The organism is Pseudogracilibacillus auburnensis (genome assembly GCF_003201975.1).
In the GTDB taxonomy this organism is placed as follows: Bacteria; Bacillota; Bacilli; order Bacillales; family Amphibacillaceae; genus Pseudogracilibacillus; species Pseudogracilibacillus auburnensis.
Genome location: NZ_QJJQ01000001.1, coordinates 270885 through 288174, shown reverse-complemented (window position 1 = coordinate 288174; position 17290 = coordinate 270885). Strand labels below are relative to the sequence as shown.

The following is a 17290-nucleotide window of genomic DNA, read 5'->3' as shown; positions in this document are numbered from 1 at the left end:
TTTATTCTCCTTTTTGAACACGCACTGCAAGCTTAGTTTATTGTTCCGGAATTAATTTTAGTTCCATTCCTTCTTCATTTGAAATAGTCGTCTCATGATAATTTCCTTCGACCCAGTCTTCCACTTGGTCATTATACCACGGACTCTTTACATGTCCGGATTGTCCAGGACCTACAATATGGTGACCGACTGAAATATCGTCTAGATCAATAACAAACCGCCATGATGCACCATGATACACAATCCCATTATCATAATGTCTAGCTGCTAATGGTGTAACTCCACTTCCGTTTACTGGTAGTGGTTTTTCCGCATTGAAATAATAACCCAACACTTTATTTGCACTGGCAAGTGGATGCTTAAATTCCACCTTGTGGTAGTCGCCCCATTTCCAACTTTCTTGTTTTTTTCCATATGCGTCTTCTAAATTTGCTACTGTTTTGGTTAATGATTCCTTCAAAATGGACTTTATTCCTCCGTGGTCGTCGATCCAAATCGAATCATTTCCAAGTCTGAGTAGTTCATCTGTCGATTGACCCATATTACTAAATAAATGCATCACATCATCAGAAATCTCTTCATACATTATTGCCTCTATCTCAGCAAACCACTCATCAAAAATGAGCGGACCTGCGAGATCAACATCATCTACATAATTCCATTCCCTTAACACGGATAGTGCATTTTCCTCTGCTTCCGATAGTTGTTCTTCTTTTAATGTTTGAATAAATATAGGAACAAATTCTCTTGCCCGTAAATTGACTGCATCCATTTGTAAATCTTTCATATCTTGTACGGTTAATTGATCATTTTCCGCAAGCACTTCAAAAATTCGCTCATATCGATAAGGTTGAGCCCATACATTACTAATATGGTAAGGATAGGATTCACCAGCAACTTTATTATTCGCTGTTGCAATAAAGCCTTTTTCAGGATTTACTACTTTAGGCAATTCATCAAATGGAATAAAATCGTTCCATTCATATTTTTGGTCCCAACCTGGTAGTGGCAAAAGTGCATCTTCACTATTGTCGTAGATCGGAATTTTCCCATTTGCTTTATAAGCAATCGTTCCATCTATTGAAGAAAAGACAAAGTTTTGGGCTGGAGCATGAAAATCTTCTAATGCTTTTTCAAATTCTTCCCAGTTCGATGCTTTATTTAAATTCAAAATGGCTTGAAGCTCTGTAGTTGCATCAAGTGCAGTCCATCTAAGAGAAAGAACAGCATCTTTTCCGCCATCTTCAGCAAATTCTGAAACGACAGGACCGTGACGTGTTTCGACGACTTCATAGTCGACCGTTTCTTTCCCCTTTACTTTAATCGGCTCTTTGATCATATTTGCCTTTTCCCATTCCCCTTCAAATAAATATTCTTCCTTATTTTGTGGATTGCGCTTTTCCATATATAGTTGTTGGACATCTGGCCCAGTATTTGTAACACCCCAAGCGATATTTTCATTATGACCTAGAATAATTCCTGGAACGCCTGCAAAAATAACTCCACTAACATTTAGATCATTTGATTCTAGATGCATTTGATACCAAATAGATGGAGTTCCAAGCCCTAAATGTGGATCATCTGCTAACAGTGGCATTCCTGAAGCCGTTTTCTCTCCACTGATTACCCAATTATTACTGCCGTTAAAAGGCTCAGGAATGATAGCTTCTTTAAAACTTGCTGCAATATTAATTTCTTCTTCATCCAAAATGGTCATTCGACCTTTAGGGTATGACGGAAATAATTCATACGCTTTTTCTAACGAAAATTGGTTTAACAAATAATAATTAAATGCCTGCCTTTCCCAATGCCCCCCCAAATCAAATGCCATATATTTACCGATTGTTAATGAATCGATTGGAGTCCACTCTCCAGGTTCCGTACCGATAAGTGTAAACTCTACTGGTAATGTTCCATTTGCTTTAGCATCTTTTATATAGGCGTTTACCCCGTCACTAAACCATTGTAATACTTTTTTCGCATCTTCTGAATAATGGTCATACGACTTTTCTGCTGCCCTTCTTAAACCGAGTGTTCGAAAATATTTATCACTTGAAACAGTTGCCTCACCAATTAATTCACTTAATGTTCCAGATGCTTGCCTTCTCGATAACTCCATTTGAAATATCCGGTTTTGTGCTTGGACATAACCTTGTGCCGTATATAAATCTTGTGCATTATCTGCTTTAATATGAGGAACCCCGTTTTCATCTGTATAAACGACAACTTCGCTACTAACCGGAATTTCAATCGTTCCTTCTACTTGAGGAAGCGATTTATTGATATAATGATGAACAAAAAAGAATCCAAAAATAAGACCGATGACAAGAACTCCGATAAAGCTAACAATTATTTTTTTCCAATTCCACCGCTTCTTCTTACTTTTCTCTATGGACATGCTGATCCCCCCTCGTTTTTTAGCAAATTTCTAGTGGTACTGGTTCATAAAATTAATCAAAAAAGCACCACAAATAGGGTGCTTTAAAACGGTAATTGATTTAACCACTGTCCGCCATCCATCGTAACAACTTCCCCATTAATATATGATGCATCATCTGACAAAAGAAAACAAGCAAGTCCAGCAATTTCTTCCGGTTTTCCAAATCTTTTTAATGGGACAGACTGTCTCGTTCTCTCTGCCATTTCTGGTGATAACATTAATTTCTCTGCACCACCTGTTCGCTCAATCGGACCCGGTGCAATCGCATTGACACGAATGCCATATTTACTTCCCCATTCAACTGCAAGCGTCCTCGTTAAACTTAACACCCCCGCTTTAGCAGCTGCACTATGAATAACACCAGCACCTGCATCCCATGCATACGTTGCTACCATGTTTAAAATGGTTCCTTTCCTTTTTTCCTTTATCCAATATTCCCCAACTGCCTTACTACAATAGAATGTTCCATTTAAAACGATGTCAATAACAGTGTTCCATCCATTGATCGATAATTCTTCTGCTGCAACGATAAAATTTCCCGCTGCATTATTAACGAGATGATCGATCGCCCCAAATTCTTCTACCGCCTCGTCTACCATCCGTTTAACATCGGCAGGCTCCCTCACATCCATTTGAACATACATAACTTTTCCAGTAGCTGTTTCTAAAAGCTCCTCTTTTACTAATTGGAGGCGTTCTTCCTTTCGGCCAGTAATGACAACATTTGCACCTTCATCCGCAAATCGTTTCGCCATATATTTCCCCATGCCGCTTGACCCACCTGTAACGATAACCGTTTTATTATTCATTTAACCATCCCCATTCCATGTAATTGAAATCGCTTCCTTTTTAAAGTAATTTTAATATTAGAAACCTTGGGCTTATCTACAAACCTTCATAGCGAGAACAAAATTGTACGTACGACATATAAGACGTACTAGAGTCAGTCGATGATACAAACGCACAATGTCATTTACAACGAGTAATCGCGTCACAACGCTTGTCGATGGGAAGAACGCAAGCACAGTCCAAAAGCTTTTCCGTGAGACAAGATGTATCATTTCGGGAGGAACTAGTACTGAAGCCCACGACAATGCTTTTCGGTGGAAAGAGCATAGGAGCAGTCCTAGACATTGTACTGATTGCTGGTGAATAAAAATAGCTTTAACGTTCTTATCTGAATGAATTTCATAATAGACTACTTCTAGAATAAAACCGAACAACAAACAAAAGTATAATGTTATCGTTCGTTTTTACATCCTATAAAATTATGGTTGGAACGGCAGGTGGTTGACTCCTGCGGGAGATGAGGCTTATCAGCTGCCCGCGGAAAGCGACCATCTAGAGTGAAAGCCTTTTGCTCAAGCAATATAGTTCGGTTTTTGAATCGCTATATTGAATGATGAAATTGATTCATCTGCTAAAAAAACGCCAAGTGAATAGTCATTCATTTTCACTTTATTTAACTATAACAAACTTTTTACATTATGCAAGTGCAAATATACATGAAAATTGCAGTAATTTAGCTAGTTTTCCCGTTTTTATATGATATCCCCCTCTAAATGAGACGATATGGGAGGGATTTTTAGAAAATGATAAGTTATTTACTCCTCTTCCCATCTTATCTCGAATAATTCGCTTATATGCCACTTCAGTCGATTTGATTTAAATTTTTACAATCGTTACTATTTATACATGTTTAAAATATTAGGAGGTGAACCGCCGTTAGTAAAGTATTAGAACGAACGGCAATAACGACTGGAACAGGAGAAACTATTTTCTTTAGGGAACCAACCGAAGATGATGGGAGTGAAATGTTTCGGATCGTTAAAGAGTCAAAGGTGCTGGATGTTAATTCGTCCTATAGCTATTTAATGTGGAGTAAATACTTTAATAAAACATCCATTATTGCTCAATGTGAAAAAGAAGAAGTAATCGGATTTGTTTCAGGCTTTTTACAACCAGAGTCACCGAATACATTATTCATCTGGCAAGTGGCTGTAGATGAAAAACATCGTGGAAAAGGGTTAGCAACCAAACTAATTGATCAATTACTTCGTCAATTAGAAGAGGAAAATGTGCGTTTTCTGGAGGCGACTGTTACACCAACAAACATCCCTTCAAGTAAATTATTTAAGGGTATAGCCAAAAAACGTGAAACAAATTGTGCCATATTTGAATGTTTTTCAGAAGATCAATTTCCAGATCCTTCACATGAGGCTGAATTGACATATCGAATCGGACCTTTGAAATAAGACACTAAAAATGCATACCAAATTTGAATGAAAAAATAACATGGAGGTTTATACACTTAATGACAATCACATCGGAAGTTCCCAAAGTAAAGATGGAAACATTTAATCAATACGAATCGGAAGTAAGAAGCTATAGTAGAAGTTTTCCGACCGTATTTACAAAAGCAAAAGGATACAAACTATGGGATACAGATGAAAAAGAATATATCGACTTTTTTGCGGGGGCAGGAACACTCAATTACGGCCATAATAATGACGCGATGAAGACATTGCTGATCGACTATATTGAAAAAGATTCCATTACACATAGTTTAGATATGGCGACTGTCGCACGAGGTACATTTTTACAAAAGTTTAATGACATCATCTTACAACCTAGAAACTTAGATTACAAGGTTATGTTCCCTGGTCCAACTGGAACAAATGCTGTCGAAAGTGCCTTGAAACTAGCAAGAAAGAAAACTGGTCGAACTACCATCATGAGTTTTACAAATGCTTTTCATGGAATGACAATTGGTTCCTTATCCATCACGGGAAATGAATCGAAAAGAAAAGGTGCAGGGATTCCTTTAGCCCACTCCATTTCCATGCCATTTGATCAGTATAATGCCAAAACGGACTCCCTTTCACTCATTGAAAGTTATTTAGAAAACGGCGGAAGTGGCATTGATTTACCTGCTGGTATCATTGTAGAAACGGTGCAAGGTGAAGGTGGAATCAATGCTGCAAGTGATGAATGGCTAAAAGGAATCGAAAAAATAGCGAAGAAATTTGGGATACTACTCATTGTTGATGACATCCAAGCGGGTTGTGGACGAACGGGCACTTTTTTCAGCTTTGAACGTGCGGGAATTGAACCCGATATTGTCTGCCTCTCCAAATCTATTGGCGGCTATGGTTTGCCAATGGCTTTAACATTATTTAAAAAAGAACTAGACATTTGGGAACCAGGTGAACACAATGGTACATTCCGTGGCAATAATTTAGCATTTGTCGCTGCAACAGAAGCATTATCCTATTGGGAAACAGATACATTTGCGAAAGAAGTCGAGGAAAAAGCTGATCTTTTAAGCGAATTTATTCGTACTCTTGTCAAAAAATACCCGGAATTAAAAGCGGAACCACGTGGTCGAGGACTTATGCAAGGTGTTGCTTGTCAAGAAGAAGGAATAGCGGAGAAAATTTGTCATGCTGCATTTGAACGAGGATTGTTAATGGAAACTTCCGGACCTAAAGATGAAGTCTTTAAGTTTTTACCGCCATTAATTATTGATAAAGCTGGCCTCCAAAAAGGCTTTCAAATTATTGAAGATAGTCTAAAAACTGTTTTAAAAATTAATTAAAAAAGGAAATTTAATTAATAAAACACATTTATTGTTAGGCTTTCATTTTGGAAAACCATGCTATTAAACTATACTAGTATGTAAAATAGAAAAAGGAGACATAAAACATGATTGTACGAAATTTAAATGAAATAATCGGATCAGAAAATGAAGTAAAGGCAGAAACATGGTCAAGTAGGCGTTTATTATTGAAAAAAGATGGCATGGGTTTTTCTTTCCATGAAACGATTATTTATGCTGGTACGGAAACACATATTCATTATAAAAACCATTTGGAAGCCGTTTATTGTGTCGCTGGTGACGGTGAAATCGAAACAATAAAAGATGGTAAAGTATATCCAATTAAAAACGGGACGATGTATGCATTAAATGAAAATGACGAACATTACCTACGTGGCGGAAAAGAAGATATGCGCTTAATTTGCGTATTTAACCCACCACTTGTCGGTACGGAAACACATGATGAAGATGGAGTTTATCCAATACTTGAAGACTAATTGAATTTTTGATAGAAAAATCCTTCACTCTGAATTTAGAGTGGGGGTTTTTTGCTTTTGGAAATCTTCCGGCATTATACCTAATTTATGATTATAAAATCTAGGCAGGAAAAATCACTCGATTTTTCTTACTTCTTTTTCTTGCACTTACTAATCTAGTGAAATCATATGTATGATCACTTATATGGAAATAGATACTATTCGGGAGGCCCAAACATCGGTGATACAAAAACATCTTGCATCGAACTAATTCTAGGGAACTTCATATACTGTAAGTTTATAATCTAAATAATAGTAATATAAAGCATCCGATCTTTAATAATCGATCCCTCGATTCTGCGATCATACCGGAAACAAATGCTCTGATAAAGCGAATAAGAAAAAGGAGGATGTTCATCGGTTCGATTGGCATCTTTATCAACCATCCCCTATTCCTCCTCAAAGACTCCCTATACAGATATGGATACAATAAAAATAAAAGAAAAGAGTCTATAACTTAGCGACTCTTTACAAGTAAATTAACTGCCTCTTGAACTAGTTCTTCCTCTGTTCTTTGATCATGTTCATCTCTATTTTGAATACATTCGATTAAATTTGTACTTACGATGACACCAATTGTACGGTCAATGGCTGAACGAGAAGCGGATAGTTGTGTAATAACATCTTTACAATCTTTATTTTCATCGATCATTTTTATTATTCCTTTTATTTGCCCCTCAATACGTTTTAAACGATTCACAACTTTTTGATCATACTCCATGTTTTGGCACGCTCCTCTCCTTTATTCATCACTTCCATGATATGCCCTGATAGGTATGTTGTCAATAGTTTGGCCTTATACTAAAACATCCATATAGTAAAATAAATTCATTGCATTTATATACCCTGTATAGTATATTAGTTTTTACACCTTAATTACTGCCTGGGGTATATGGGTGTTTAGACTATTTACAGATCAACTACTAGCCCAAAACGCTTAATAGGATGCTTAAGCAGCGGAAAATAGCAAAACATAGGGGGAAAAACAAGTGGATTTACTTTTTTGGCTTATTTTATTTTTTGTCATTATTCTCTTTGGCTCACGATTGGTACCAGTAAAAGGTGTTCAATCGATCACAACAAAAGAATTAAAAGAATTGATTTGCGATCAAAATAAACAATTTATTGATGTGCGTACACCCGGTGAATATCATCACAATCATATTAAACAATTTAACAATATTCCATTACATCAATTAGGTGCATCGATTGGAAAGCTGGATAGATCAAAAGAAACTGTACTTATTTGCCAAAGTGGTATGCGTAGTTTACAGGCGGCAAAGCGATTAAAAAAAGCAGGCTTCACACATATTATTAATGTTAAAAACGGTATGAATGCTTGGTATTAACAATACTAGAAGAACATTTCATCTATCGATGGGATGTTCTTTCCTCTTTGTTTAGCAAAATACTCTCGGGAATGTTAATCGAATAGTACAACTTTGAAAACGATAGATAATAAATTGTTATCGAATTAGATTATATTTTAATATTTTACTTATTTTACATTTGTATTATATTTAAGATGTACTATTTTAAAAAGGAGATGGTTTAAAATGAGAGAGAAAGAAGCCGTGAAACAAGTTTTTACAAAAAGTGAAGATGCTTATATTACAAGTTCCACCCACTCAACAGGATCAGACTTGTTATTGATGAAAAAATGGTTAAAACCTGAATCAGATATGCTTGTTCTCGACATTGCAACGGGTGGTGGTCATGTTGCTAAACACTTATCTCCATATGTGAAAAGTATTTTTGCCACTGACCTAACAAAAAGCATGCTTGAACATACTTCAGACCATTTACAATCATTTCAAAACATCCATTTTATTATCGCTGATGCGGAAAACTTACCTTTTATAGATGCAACATTCGATATCGTAACTTGCCGAATTGCAGCACACCATTTTCCTCATCCTGAAACATTCATCCATGAAGTTCAAAGAGTATTAAAACCAAAAGGAAAGTTTTTATTCATTGATAATGTAGCATCTGAAAATGGCTCATTGGACAAATTTGTGAATCGTTTAGAAAAGAGGCGTGATTATAGTCATGTTCGGTCACATAAAATTTCTGAATGGAAAAAATTCTTACAATCATTCAACATAGAGCAAGAAATGATTCGAAAAAAAACATTACCGTTTGAAGAATGGGTAAATCGAACATTAGATGATGTTCAAGATCAAACGGATGTGGAGAATTTACTTTTACATGCAACAGGTGAAATACAAGATTATTTTGAAGTGAAAACAGAAAACAACAAAGTTCAATCATTTGCCATTGACGAATGGATGGTATTATGTACCAAATAGAAATACTAAAGTGGGATTAGTTTTTCATTCGGTTTATTGAAAGTTGACTCTTCTCGTCTTATTGCGAAACACTTCTTTCGACTTTTGCTGAGAGTGAGCCTGGGACATAAGTGTTTTTATCAAAGAAAAATCCGAACAACAGTTGTTGCATATAATCCGTTCTAGAAATATAATTCGCGCATCCTAAGATGTCTGGGTGGTAAGCCTTCCGCCGCACCGGTCGTGCTAGTGCAAGCTTTATGACAATGATTTTCGATGACGAACGTAAGTGCAAATGCTCATCGATGGGACGAATAAGCGCAGTCCCAGGACGTGCTAGTGTCGTTGGTTACAATTCTCTACGTTGGCACAGTCCTAGGGCGCGATTTTTAGCCAGCCGAACGGGAGTCTATTTCCTCCACTTAGGTCGTATCGTATTCTTCTTTAGATGGATCGTTTTAGTTTTATCCCAGCCTCTTTCATAAAGAGAAAAACGTGGCAGTTTCTTTTTCTAATAGCCTAGTTACATTATTTTATTAAGCACTCATATTTTTATCATCGACTTCTTCTTTTTCAAAAAAAGCTTTCAACCTTGTAGTGCTTCCTTCAATTAAAGGTTGCCAAATAGTAACGACAAATTTGCTTGATAATCCAATCACAATTACGACTGTGATAACGACAATTCCAAATAAATCGAGGATATTATCTACACGAAGCCACTCTATTTCCCTAACATATTGAACGATAAAACCATGTAATAAATACACATAAAGTGTTCTTTCACCTAATTTTGTAAAAGAAAACCGTTGTTGCGGAATCCAAGCTAATATAGATGCAGCCATTAAACTTGAAGTTGCATAAATAATTAATCGTGCAAATCCACCATATACATCCAGTCCCAATGTACTATATGATTTAGAAGCGAGCAACCAACCGGAATTAATATGTGGTAAATAATAAATCGCTACGGCAATACTTAACATGATAAAAACAGATGCAATCTTAACGCTTTTTCGTTTTAAGAATGTCATTTGTTCTTTTGATAACCAATATCCAATTAAAAAATAAGGGAAAAACACAAATGTTCGTGACAAACTAAACGTATGCCCGAAAGAATCAAAAAAGCCAATCAATATTCCAATAAGTAATGCTAGACCTATTCCAACTCGTGGTGGTATTTTCTTATACAGAATTAATAAAAGATGCCAACAAAATAAACTAAAAAGAAACCATAATGACCAGTGCGGATAAAAAATACTATCTGTTAACCAATTACTCTTACCAATTAAAAAATAATAACCAGTATACATTATTTGAAATATGATATACGGAATAATTAACTTTTTTGCAAGTTTTAATATATACGAGAGATTGCCAGATCCTTTCGCAAAAAATCCCGCTAACAAGATAAAAGCTGGCATATGAAACGTATAAATCCACGTATATAAAGTGCCGATTCCTTCTGAGTCTGAGGTAAATGGCTGAATCAAATGACCGAAAACGACGAGCGAAATTAATAATATCTTCGCATTATCAAAGTAAGCATTTCTTTCCAATTGAATTCATCCTTTTTAACAAACGTTTCTTTTTAAAAAACGTGTTTTATAATACTACTGTAAATAAAATATACCTCATCATTCAAGCGATCAAGCACAAATAACAATGATTTAATACATTTGTAAATTATTTGTAAAAAAGTTTACTATTATCTATTCGTTCAATTCTTCCCTTCAATATCTTAAAAATCAACCATGTTCTAATGTTGCAAGTAGTTCGGTGCGATGTATTTATTTAATTTTTGTTACATAATTATCATGGTAGTGTTTATTAAAAATGTTCATAAAAAAAGTTGGGACATAAATGTATTTACCAAAAAACCCGAACAATAGTAGGTGTCCGTAACCCGCTTTTGAAAATATATTTTGTGCATCCTAGTGTAAGCCAGCTAGTGAGCCTTAGGCGTACAATGTTTACTACACCGAGTTTCGCGAGTGTAATGGTTTTCGATAGGACGAGACTTATTGCAGTCCCAGGATGTACTAGTATCGATGACGTCACAATTCTTTACAGTGAAACGAACAAAATGAAAAGGCTTTTCGATGAGACGAGTAAGCGCATTCCCGGGACACACTAGTATCGGCGTAGTCACATGGGCGTGACCGTTTTAGCCAACTGGGAGTCTACGTATAGTTCCCCGCCCGCTAAGGTTACGCATTGTTCTTCTTTAGACTCGATTATTTTTTATGGCTCACCTTCTTATGTTCCAGTCATTTCCCGGGCAATTATGATAAAAAACGTCAATATGCCTCATTTACATGCCAATTTTGATGGATGATGTTAGCCTTTTCAACGTTCCAATGATACTAATTGCTGCTAAATAACTTGTATTGGGATTGGAAGGTAGTGGTTTGTTCGTTATGGAAAAGGTAGCCTGTCCAAACTCTCCGTTGACAGATATAGTATGTAGATTATTTTCGGTATGTGGATCAGCGATTATTTTTACCTTTGTATCATCAAATCCTACCCCGGCCAAAGCAAGAGCGATGGATACATTGATGTTTTTGGGGAATTTTTCAATTGCTTTTCTAGCTGTTCCTTCAAAAATAATTTGCTCCTCGTCAATTGGAGCATTCACTAATGTATTAGCTGGTTTTCGAGTTTCAAGTAATACATTTTTAATTTTTCCAACGGCTGAAACATTTTGTACTAGATCAAGTCCACCGATCGCCCCGGAAGGTAAATAAATATGTCGTTGATTTTTTTCTAAAGCGCATTTTATTTCGTGTAAAAACTCCTCTTCAGCTAATGCTCCAATACTGATTACTACCGCATCTTTTTGAGTAATAATTTCAGGCAATAATTGCTTTACCGCTTCAATATTTGCAGCCTCCACAACAATATCAATATCCGCCTTTAAAAATTGCTCCAAGTTTGTATAGAGCCGTATATTATATTCTTCTTCAAGTCTTTTATATTTTTCATGATCCCTAACATATAAACTAGTAATCTGTATGTTTGTTTTATTCTCATTTAATTCGTTTAATAAATATGTCGCAATGGCCCCTGCTCCGATTATTCCAATATTCAATTTATATCCTCCTAAACAGCTTCTTTTTCCATCATAGCACTATTGTCCTTATGTTGATCCCTTTCTCTAATGGTTACATCCTTATCTTACCATTTACACACGTACCGAAAGAATTTATCTTATCTTCTAAAAATGAGAGTAATGCTAAATTCATCATGAGAATGCATGATTATTGGCATCATTTAATCCACCTTATAATAATATACGTGATCACGCTGCTCTATCCTAACTTCCCCCATCAACTCCAATCGATCTAAATGACCAATAACTTCAGACATGACGAGTGGAAGTAGTGGTATATACCTTTCTTTATACAGCCGTTTGGCGATTGCAGCAGCCGTTTTTGGGTAGGATAATAAACGTTTAATTCTTTCTGCTTTTCTTTCGATCCTCCTTAATTTGTTTTCAATTACTTGATGCGGATTGTGAATGACTGCTCCATGACCCGAGTAAGCGATAGTCCCACGTAATTGCAATAGTTTTTGTAATGATTGTTCATATAAATAGAGAGATCGTATCCGGTCTCCATTTTTACCAAGTTCAACTAGTGCATTACTTGGTGAATGTTCGATAATATGATCCCCAACTAACATGATCCCACTTCCCTCATGATAAAGGACGATATGATCTGGTGCATGACCAGGGACTTCGATTATTCTGAAACCAAAAATTTCATCGCCATCAAGTAATGTGTTAATTTCTCCAGTAATTATTTGATGTTTATTTTTTTCAATCGATCTCTTAAGTCGTTCCAATTGATCAGACGCCTCTTCTTTGCACCCCATCTCTTTATAAAGATTCTCAAAAAAATGGACACGTTTTTGTAAAAATGGAGTTTCCCTTTTTAGTCGAGTAATTGCATCTTGATGGGCATAAAGTGGAATGTCCATTTTACTTCGAATTTTATTTACTAAGCCGATATGATCAGCATGATTATGCGTTATTATAATCGCATCAATTTCATCCATTTTTCGTCCAGTTTGTTTTAGGGTATTGATAAAAGCATGCCAACATTCATCTGTATTGACACCTGCATCTACTAGAAATAATTTCTCTTCATTTTCAACAAGATAAAAATTAAATGTTTTAAGGCTAGATGTTGTCGGTACAATGATTGGATGGATCGTTGGTGTTTTTATAGAAACTTTCATTCATATTCTCCTTGCAACTGATTGTTTACTTATTATACCATGGAAGATAATCGGTAAATAAGTAATTGGATTGGGGAGTACATAATGTTCAAGCGAATGATGATCGTTATATTTTTTTCTTGCATTCTCTTCATCTTCGGTTGTAATGGACAAGATAAAAACTGGCGACAAAATGGCAGTGTCTCAGTAGCCGATGTCGATTATATTGGAGCCGAAGCTAGTTTTGGTATAACAAAAATAAACGGAGATCCAAATGAACCGCACTTTTTAAAGGATCAAGGTCGTCTGTACCAATTAAGTTTCTTTGATCATACCGATCAGCTCGTCGGAAAAACATACACTTTAATAGCTACCCATGAGGATACTGGAAAAATAGTTGAATTATATAAAGATGAAATTCAAGGAGAAAATGCTGCAAAGATTGGCTTTGATGAACGTGGATTTTGGACAATTGACGTCATGATTGATGAAGAAGTATATACTAGTTTTGTCATTGAAGTTGTCTAAACATTAGAAAACCCGGCATTCGTAAACACACCGATTGGCAAGCCGACAGGTGTTGACTAGGTGATGTTGCACGTATGTAAATAAATGAGCCAAGCCTTTACTACGAATGCCTAAGGTTGCAATAATTTAAGTAAGAAAAGGTTGCATCTTACCGACAAAAAAAGACCATTGACCACAGTGGTCTATTATGTTACACTAAAATCGACCAGTTCGGTCTATTTCTTTTAGGAGGTGGAGAAAATCAAAACATTTAACAATCTAGATAAGAATAAACAAACACAAATATTAAATGCTGCAATGAAAGAGTTTGCCGAAAAAGGGTATGAACTAGCATCAACAAATAAAATAGTTCAAAATGCCAATATCGGTAAAGGAATGCTGTTTTACTATTTTAAATCGAAACAAGACCTTTTTTATTACCTACTGAATTACAGTCTTGATTTTGTTGAAATGGAATATTTTAAGAAAGTGAATACAAAAACAACTGATTTTATCGAACGGACAAAACAAGCAACAAAAATTAAAATGGAGGCTTACGCTAACCACCCAGATTTATTTCATTTTCTTGGGAATATTTTTATCGATCAGCAAACAAAGCTTCCGGTGCCAATCCAAGAAAAGTTTGAGAAATTTTCCAAGCTTGGGTATTCGTTATTATACGATAATATTGATACTTCTTTATTTCGATCAGACCTCGAAGTAGAGAAAGCTTTTCAATTAATTCAATGGGCAATCGATGGCTATCAAAACAATTTAATTGCTCAACTACAAGGTAAAAATTTAACAGATGTAAATTTTGATCCTTATTGGGATGAATTTTTTGCCTACTTAGACGTGTTAAAGAAAGCTTTTTATAAAGAAGCGTTGCATTAAGACGGAGCGCTAAAACCCATTCGCATATGGGGCTCTATGTTTTGATTGGTGGGTATACCATAGGAAAATAAAGGGAGGTAGGGAAATGAGTTTATTGAAAACGGTCGATCTGACGAAAAAATTTGGAAGTTTTACAGCACTTGATCGCGTGAATATCGAAGTGCATGAAGGCGAAGTGTTTGGTTTTATCGGACCAAATGGAGCGGGGAAATCGACAACCATTCGCATTTTGCTCGGTATTTTGAAGGCAACATCTGGTGAAGCTACTATTTTTGGAAAAGATGTTTGGAAAGATGCTGTCTCTATTCATAAACGAATTGCATATGTTCCTGGTGATGTGAATTTATGGCCAAATTTAACAGGTGGAGAAGTAATTGACCTTTTTGTAAAACTGCAAGGAACAAATAATCGTAAGCTACGCGAAGAATTGATCGAACAATTTAAATTAGATCCTTCCAAAAAATGCCGTACTTATTCTAAAGGAAATAGACAAAAAGTAGCACTTGTAGCAGCTTTTGCTTCAAATGCTGATTTGTATATTTTCGATGAACCAACATCGGGACTTGATCCGCTCATGGAACGAATTTTTCAAGAAAATGTATTGAAAGTAAAAAATTCCGGGAAAAGTGTTTTATTATCAAGCCATATTTTATCTGAAGTTGAAAAATTATGCGACCGAATTGGGATCATTCGTGACGGGCAAATCATTGAAACAGGATCACTTACCCAGTTACGTCATCTTACACGGACAAATTTACAAGTTGAAACAAAAACGCCGATAACTGGATTAGAAAAAGTTTCCGGTATCCACAATATCGCTGGAAAAGACCTGTCTATTTCCCTTCAAGTTGATACAGAACAACTTGATTCTGTCATTAAACATATTAGCGATTTTGGCATTAGTAAATTAGAAAGTGCTCCACCAACACTTGAGGATTTATTTATGCGCCATTATGAAGGGACGGAAAAATCCTCTATAGGTACAAATTAATGATGAAAGCAATTAATGGAGGTGTGCCAATTGATGACTCAATCTTTTGAGAACTGTGGAACTCTTATGCGGTTTCTCATTCGAAGAGATCGTATTCGAATTCCTATTTGGATTGCTTCTTTCATCCTAATTACCTTTTTAGTCGCGGAAGCTTTCCATCGTTTATATACAACTGAAATAGAACGTCAAGGAATGGCTGAAACGATGAAAAATCCTGCAATGATTGCAATGGTCGGCCCAGGATATGGACTTGATAACTATACAATTGGAGCAATGATGGCTCACCAAATGTTATTATTTACAGCCATTGTTGTTGCCATCATGAGTATTTTACTCGTCACTCGGCACACAAGATCAGATGAAGAAGCTGGAAGAATCGAACTTATTCGTTCCATGCCAACTGGTCGCCTAGCCAATTTATCTGCCACAATGACGATATTAATCATCGTTCATTTTCTACTTGCGATTGGAATTGGTTTTAGTTTATATGCTTTAGGAATCGAAAGCATGGATTTAGAAGGATCTTTATTGTATGGAGCTGCCTTAGGTGGAATTGGAATCTTTTTCTCCGCTCTTACTGCTGTATTTGCGCAACTGTCGGAAAATGCACGAGGGACGATTGGGCTATCTATTGCCGCTTTACTTCTTTTTTATCTTGTTCGAGCAGTCGGCGATGTAAGTAACGAGGTTCTTTCATGGGTATCTCCTCTCGGGTGGATTTTACATTCGAAAGTGTTTGTCGAAAATAATTGGTGGCCTGTTTTAGGAACGATAGGGATCAGCTTATTGCTTCTATTTTTTGCTTTTTATTTGCATGCGAAACGTGATTTGGAAGCAGGTTTACTACCAGCACGACCTGGGAAGAAATTTGCAAGCCGTTTTTTACAAAGCCCAACTGGTTTGTTTTTACGACTTCAACGAACCGCCATTATTTCATGGGCAATAGGACTATTTATTTTAGGGGTATCTTATGGTTCTATATTTGGTGATCTTGAATCATTTTTTAACGATAATGAAATGATGCAACAATTATTAGCTGCAAATGAAGGTGTTTCTTTGACAGAGCAATTTATGACATTATTAATGAAAATAATGGCGATGGTCAGCTCCATTCCCCCACTTATGATCATGTTAAAAATAGTAAGTGAGGAACGAAAAAATCGCATAGAGCATTTATTCAGTCGAGCAGTTTCCCGAAATACACTTTTAGGTAGCTCCCTTATCATTGCCATTCTTGTATCCATTATGATGTTATCCTTAACTGGATTTGGCCTTTGGGCTGCTGCTTCAACTGTGATGGAAGATCCTATTAGTTTGATGCCTACTTTGAAAGCAGCTTTCGTTTATTTGCCTGCTATTTGGCTGATGATTAGTTTAACTGTTCTATTCATCGGGTTTATTCCAAAACGCTCAAGTGTTATCTGGTTTTACTTAAGTTATTCATTTGTTGTCATTTATTTAGGGGCTTTATTACAACTACCAGATTGGCTTGGCAACCTATCACCATATCATTATATACCTGAAATCCCAGTCGAAGAAATTAATTTGACTGAAATGGCAGTGTTACTTTTTATAACTGTTTCCCTTTCCATCATTGGCTTTATTCGTTATAATAGACGAGATATTTTTGGATAAAAAAATAGCCTGTGCTCCCTAGGCACAGGCGTCCATTTCCTCTTTTAAACCTTTTCCAACAATAAAAAGTATGAACCATCGTCATTCTCCCTACCGAATGAACTTGTACTCTTGAAATTCACATGAACTTAGAAAAACGTATTCATTTTACCAACTTACATGTATCTTGAAAATGAATGG

16 protein-coding genes are annotated in these 17290 nt (G+C 35.9%); 9 read left to right on the top strand and 7 right to left on the bottom strand.

What is annotated here, in order from left to right; all coding sequences use genetic code 11:
- Positions 1 to 37: 37 nt before the first annotated feature.
- Both DFR56_RS01275 and fadH read right to left on the bottom strand, forming a co-directional pair.
- A complete protein-coding gene (locus tag DFR56_RS01275; protein WP_110393612.1) occupies positions 38 to 2398 on the bottom strand; it encodes a penicillin acylase family protein in 2361 nt (786 codons plus the stop codon).
- Positions 2399 to 2481: 83 nt separating this feature from the next.
- Complete coding sequence (gene fadH, locus DFR56_RS01270; RefSeq protein ID WP_110393611.1) at positions 2482 to 3249, bottom strand: 2,4-dienoyl-CoA reductase; 768 nt, start codon at positions 3247 to 3249, stop codon at positions 2482 to 2484.
- 942 nt (positions 3250 to 4191) lie between these two features.
- Here fadH and ectA point away from each other — a divergent pair.
- From ectA to DFR56_RS01255, 3 genes are all read left to right on the top strand, one after another.
- The gene (gene ectA, locus DFR56_RS01265; RefSeq protein ID WP_280523432.1) at positions 4192 to 4695 is read left to right on the top strand and encodes a diaminobutyrate acetyltransferase; all 504 of its coding nucleotides are present in this window, start codon (positions 4192 to 4194) and stop codon (positions 4693 to 4695) included.
- A gap of 59 nt (positions 4696 to 4754) precedes the next feature.
- Entirely contained in the window at positions 4755 to 6038 is a 1284-nt protein-coding gene (gene ectB, locus DFR56_RS01260) for a diaminobutyrate--2-oxoglutarate transaminase (RefSeq protein WP_110393609.1), read from the top strand.
- 107 nt (positions 6039 to 6145) lie between these two features.
- Entirely contained in the window at positions 6146 to 6535 is a 390-nt protein-coding gene (locus tag DFR56_RS01255; RefSeq protein WP_110393608.1) for an ectoine synthase, read from the top strand.
- A gap of 284 nt (positions 6536 to 6819) precedes the next feature.
- On the opposite strand, the gene DFR56_RS22740 is transcribed toward DFR56_RS01255, so the two are convergent.
- Both DFR56_RS22740 and DFR56_RS01250 read right to left on the bottom strand, forming a co-directional pair.
- Positions 6820 to 6960 (bottom strand): hypothetical protein, encoded by a 141-nt coding sequence (locus tag DFR56_RS22740; protein WP_158525452.1) that lies wholly within the window; start codon positions 6958 to 6960, stop codon positions 6820 to 6822.
- Between the two features lie 71 nt (positions 6961 to 7031).
- Entirely contained in the window at positions 7032 to 7295 is a 264-nt protein-coding gene (locus DFR56_RS01250; protein ID WP_110393607.1) for a metal-sensitive transcriptional regulator, read from the bottom strand.
- Between the two features lie 268 nt (positions 7296 to 7563).
- Between DFR56_RS01250 and DFR56_RS01245 the strand changes: the two genes are divergently transcribed.
- Together DFR56_RS01245 and DFR56_RS01240 are read left to right on the top strand one after the other, a co-directional pair.
- A complete protein-coding gene (locus tag DFR56_RS01245) occupies positions 7564 to 7923 on the top strand; it encodes a rhodanese-like domain-containing protein (protein ID WP_110393606.1) in 360 nt (119 codons plus the stop codon).
- 207 nt (positions 7924 to 8130) lie between these two features.
- Positions 8131 to 8886: a class I SAM-dependent methyltransferase gene (locus tag DFR56_RS01240; protein ID WP_110393605.1), complete on the top strand. Its 756-nt coding sequence runs from the start codon at positions 8131 to 8133 to the stop codon at positions 8884 to 8886.
- A gap of 515 nt (positions 8887 to 9401) precedes the next feature.
- Here the strand turns inward: DFR56_RS01240 and DFR56_RS01235 are convergent.
- The 3 genes from DFR56_RS01235 to DFR56_RS01225 all read right to left on the bottom strand — a co-directional run bounded on the left by DFR56_RS01235 (position 9402) and on the right by DFR56_RS01225 (position 13104).
- Positions 9402 to 10421 (bottom strand): acyltransferase family protein, encoded by a 1020-nt coding sequence (locus DFR56_RS01235; protein WP_110393604.1) that lies wholly within the window; start codon positions 10419 to 10421, stop codon positions 9402 to 9404.
- Between the two features lie 755 nt (positions 10422 to 11176).
- Positions 11177 to 11953: an aspartate dehydrogenase gene (nadX, locus tag DFR56_RS01230; RefSeq protein WP_110393603.1), complete on the bottom strand. Its 777-nt coding sequence runs from the start codon at positions 11951 to 11953 to the stop codon at positions 11177 to 11179.
- A gap of 182 nt (positions 11954 to 12135) precedes the next feature.
- Positions 12136 to 13104, bottom strand: coding sequence for an MBL fold metallo-hydrolase (locus tag DFR56_RS01225; protein ID WP_110393602.1), 969 nt, complete (start codon positions 13102 to 13104; stop codon positions 12136 to 12138).
- 84 nt (positions 13105 to 13188) lie between these two features.
- On the opposite strand from DFR56_RS01225, the gene DFR56_RS01220 reads away from it, so the two are divergent.
- From DFR56_RS01220 to DFR56_RS01205, 4 genes are all read left to right on the top strand, one after another.
- A complete protein-coding gene (locus DFR56_RS01220; protein ID WP_110393601.1) occupies positions 13189 to 13611 on the top strand; it encodes a hypothetical protein in 423 nt (140 codons plus the stop codon).
- A gap of 231 nt (positions 13612 to 13842) precedes the next feature.
- Positions 13843 to 14484, top strand: coding sequence for a TetR/AcrR family transcriptional regulator (locus DFR56_RS01215; protein WP_244916390.1), 642 nt, complete (start codon positions 13843 to 13845; stop codon positions 14482 to 14484).
- 85 nt (positions 14485 to 14569) lie between these two features.
- Positions 14570 to 15475, top strand: a complete 906-nt coding sequence (locus DFR56_RS01210; protein ID WP_110393600.1) for an ABC transporter ATP-binding protein — start codon at positions 14570 to 14572, stop codon at positions 15473 to 15475.
- Between the two features lie 33 nt (positions 15476 to 15508).
- Complete coding sequence (locus tag DFR56_RS01205; protein WP_110393941.1) at positions 15509 to 17110, top strand: ABC transporter permease; 1602 nt, start codon at positions 15509 to 15511, stop codon at positions 17108 to 17110.
- Positions 17111 to 17290: the final 180 nt, after the last annotated feature.

Bases quoted from the DNA above. Each gene is read 5' to 3' on its own strand.
- DFR56_RS01275 (WP_110393612.1), bottom strand. From the start codon at position 2,398: ATGTCCATAGAGAAAAGTAAGAAGAAGCGGTGGAATTGGAAAAAAATA.
- fadH (WP_110393611.1), bottom strand. From the start codon at position 3,249: ATGAATAATAAAACGGTTATCGTTACAGGTGGGTCAAGCGGCATGGGG.
- ectB (WP_110393609.1), top strand. From the start codon at position 4,755: ATGACAATCACATCGGAAGTTCCCAAAGTAAAGATGGAAACATTTAAT.
- DFR56_RS01255 (WP_110393608.1), top strand. From the start codon at position 6,146: ATGATTGTACGAAATTTAAATGAAATAATCGGATCAGAAAATGAAGTA.
- DFR56_RS22740 (WP_158525452.1), bottom strand. From the start codon at position 6,960: ATGGTTGATAAAGATGCCAATCGAACCGATGAACATCCTCCTTTTTCT.
- DFR56_RS01250 (WP_110393607.1), bottom strand. From the start codon at position 7,295: ATGGAGTATGATCAAAAAGTTGTGAATCGTTTAAAACGTATTGAGGGG.
- DFR56_RS01240 (WP_110393605.1), top strand. From the start codon at position 8,131: ATGAGAGAGAAAGAAGCCGTGAAACAAGTTTTTACAAAAAGTGAAGAT.
- DFR56_RS01225 (WP_110393602.1), bottom strand. From the start codon at position 13,104: ATGAAAGTTTCTATAAAAACACCAACGATCCATCCAATCATTGTACCG.
- DFR56_RS01220 (WP_110393601.1), top strand. From the start codon at position 13,189: ATGTTCAAGCGAATGATGATCGTTATATTTTTTTCTTGCATTCTCTTC.
- DFR56_RS01210 (WP_110393600.1), top strand. From the start codon at position 14,570: ATGAGTTTATTGAAAACGGTCGATCTGACGAAAAAATTTGGAAGTTTT.
- DFR56_RS01205 (WP_110393941.1), top strand. From the start codon at position 15,509: ATGACTCAATCTTTTGAGAACTGTGGAACTCTTATGCGGTTTCTCATT.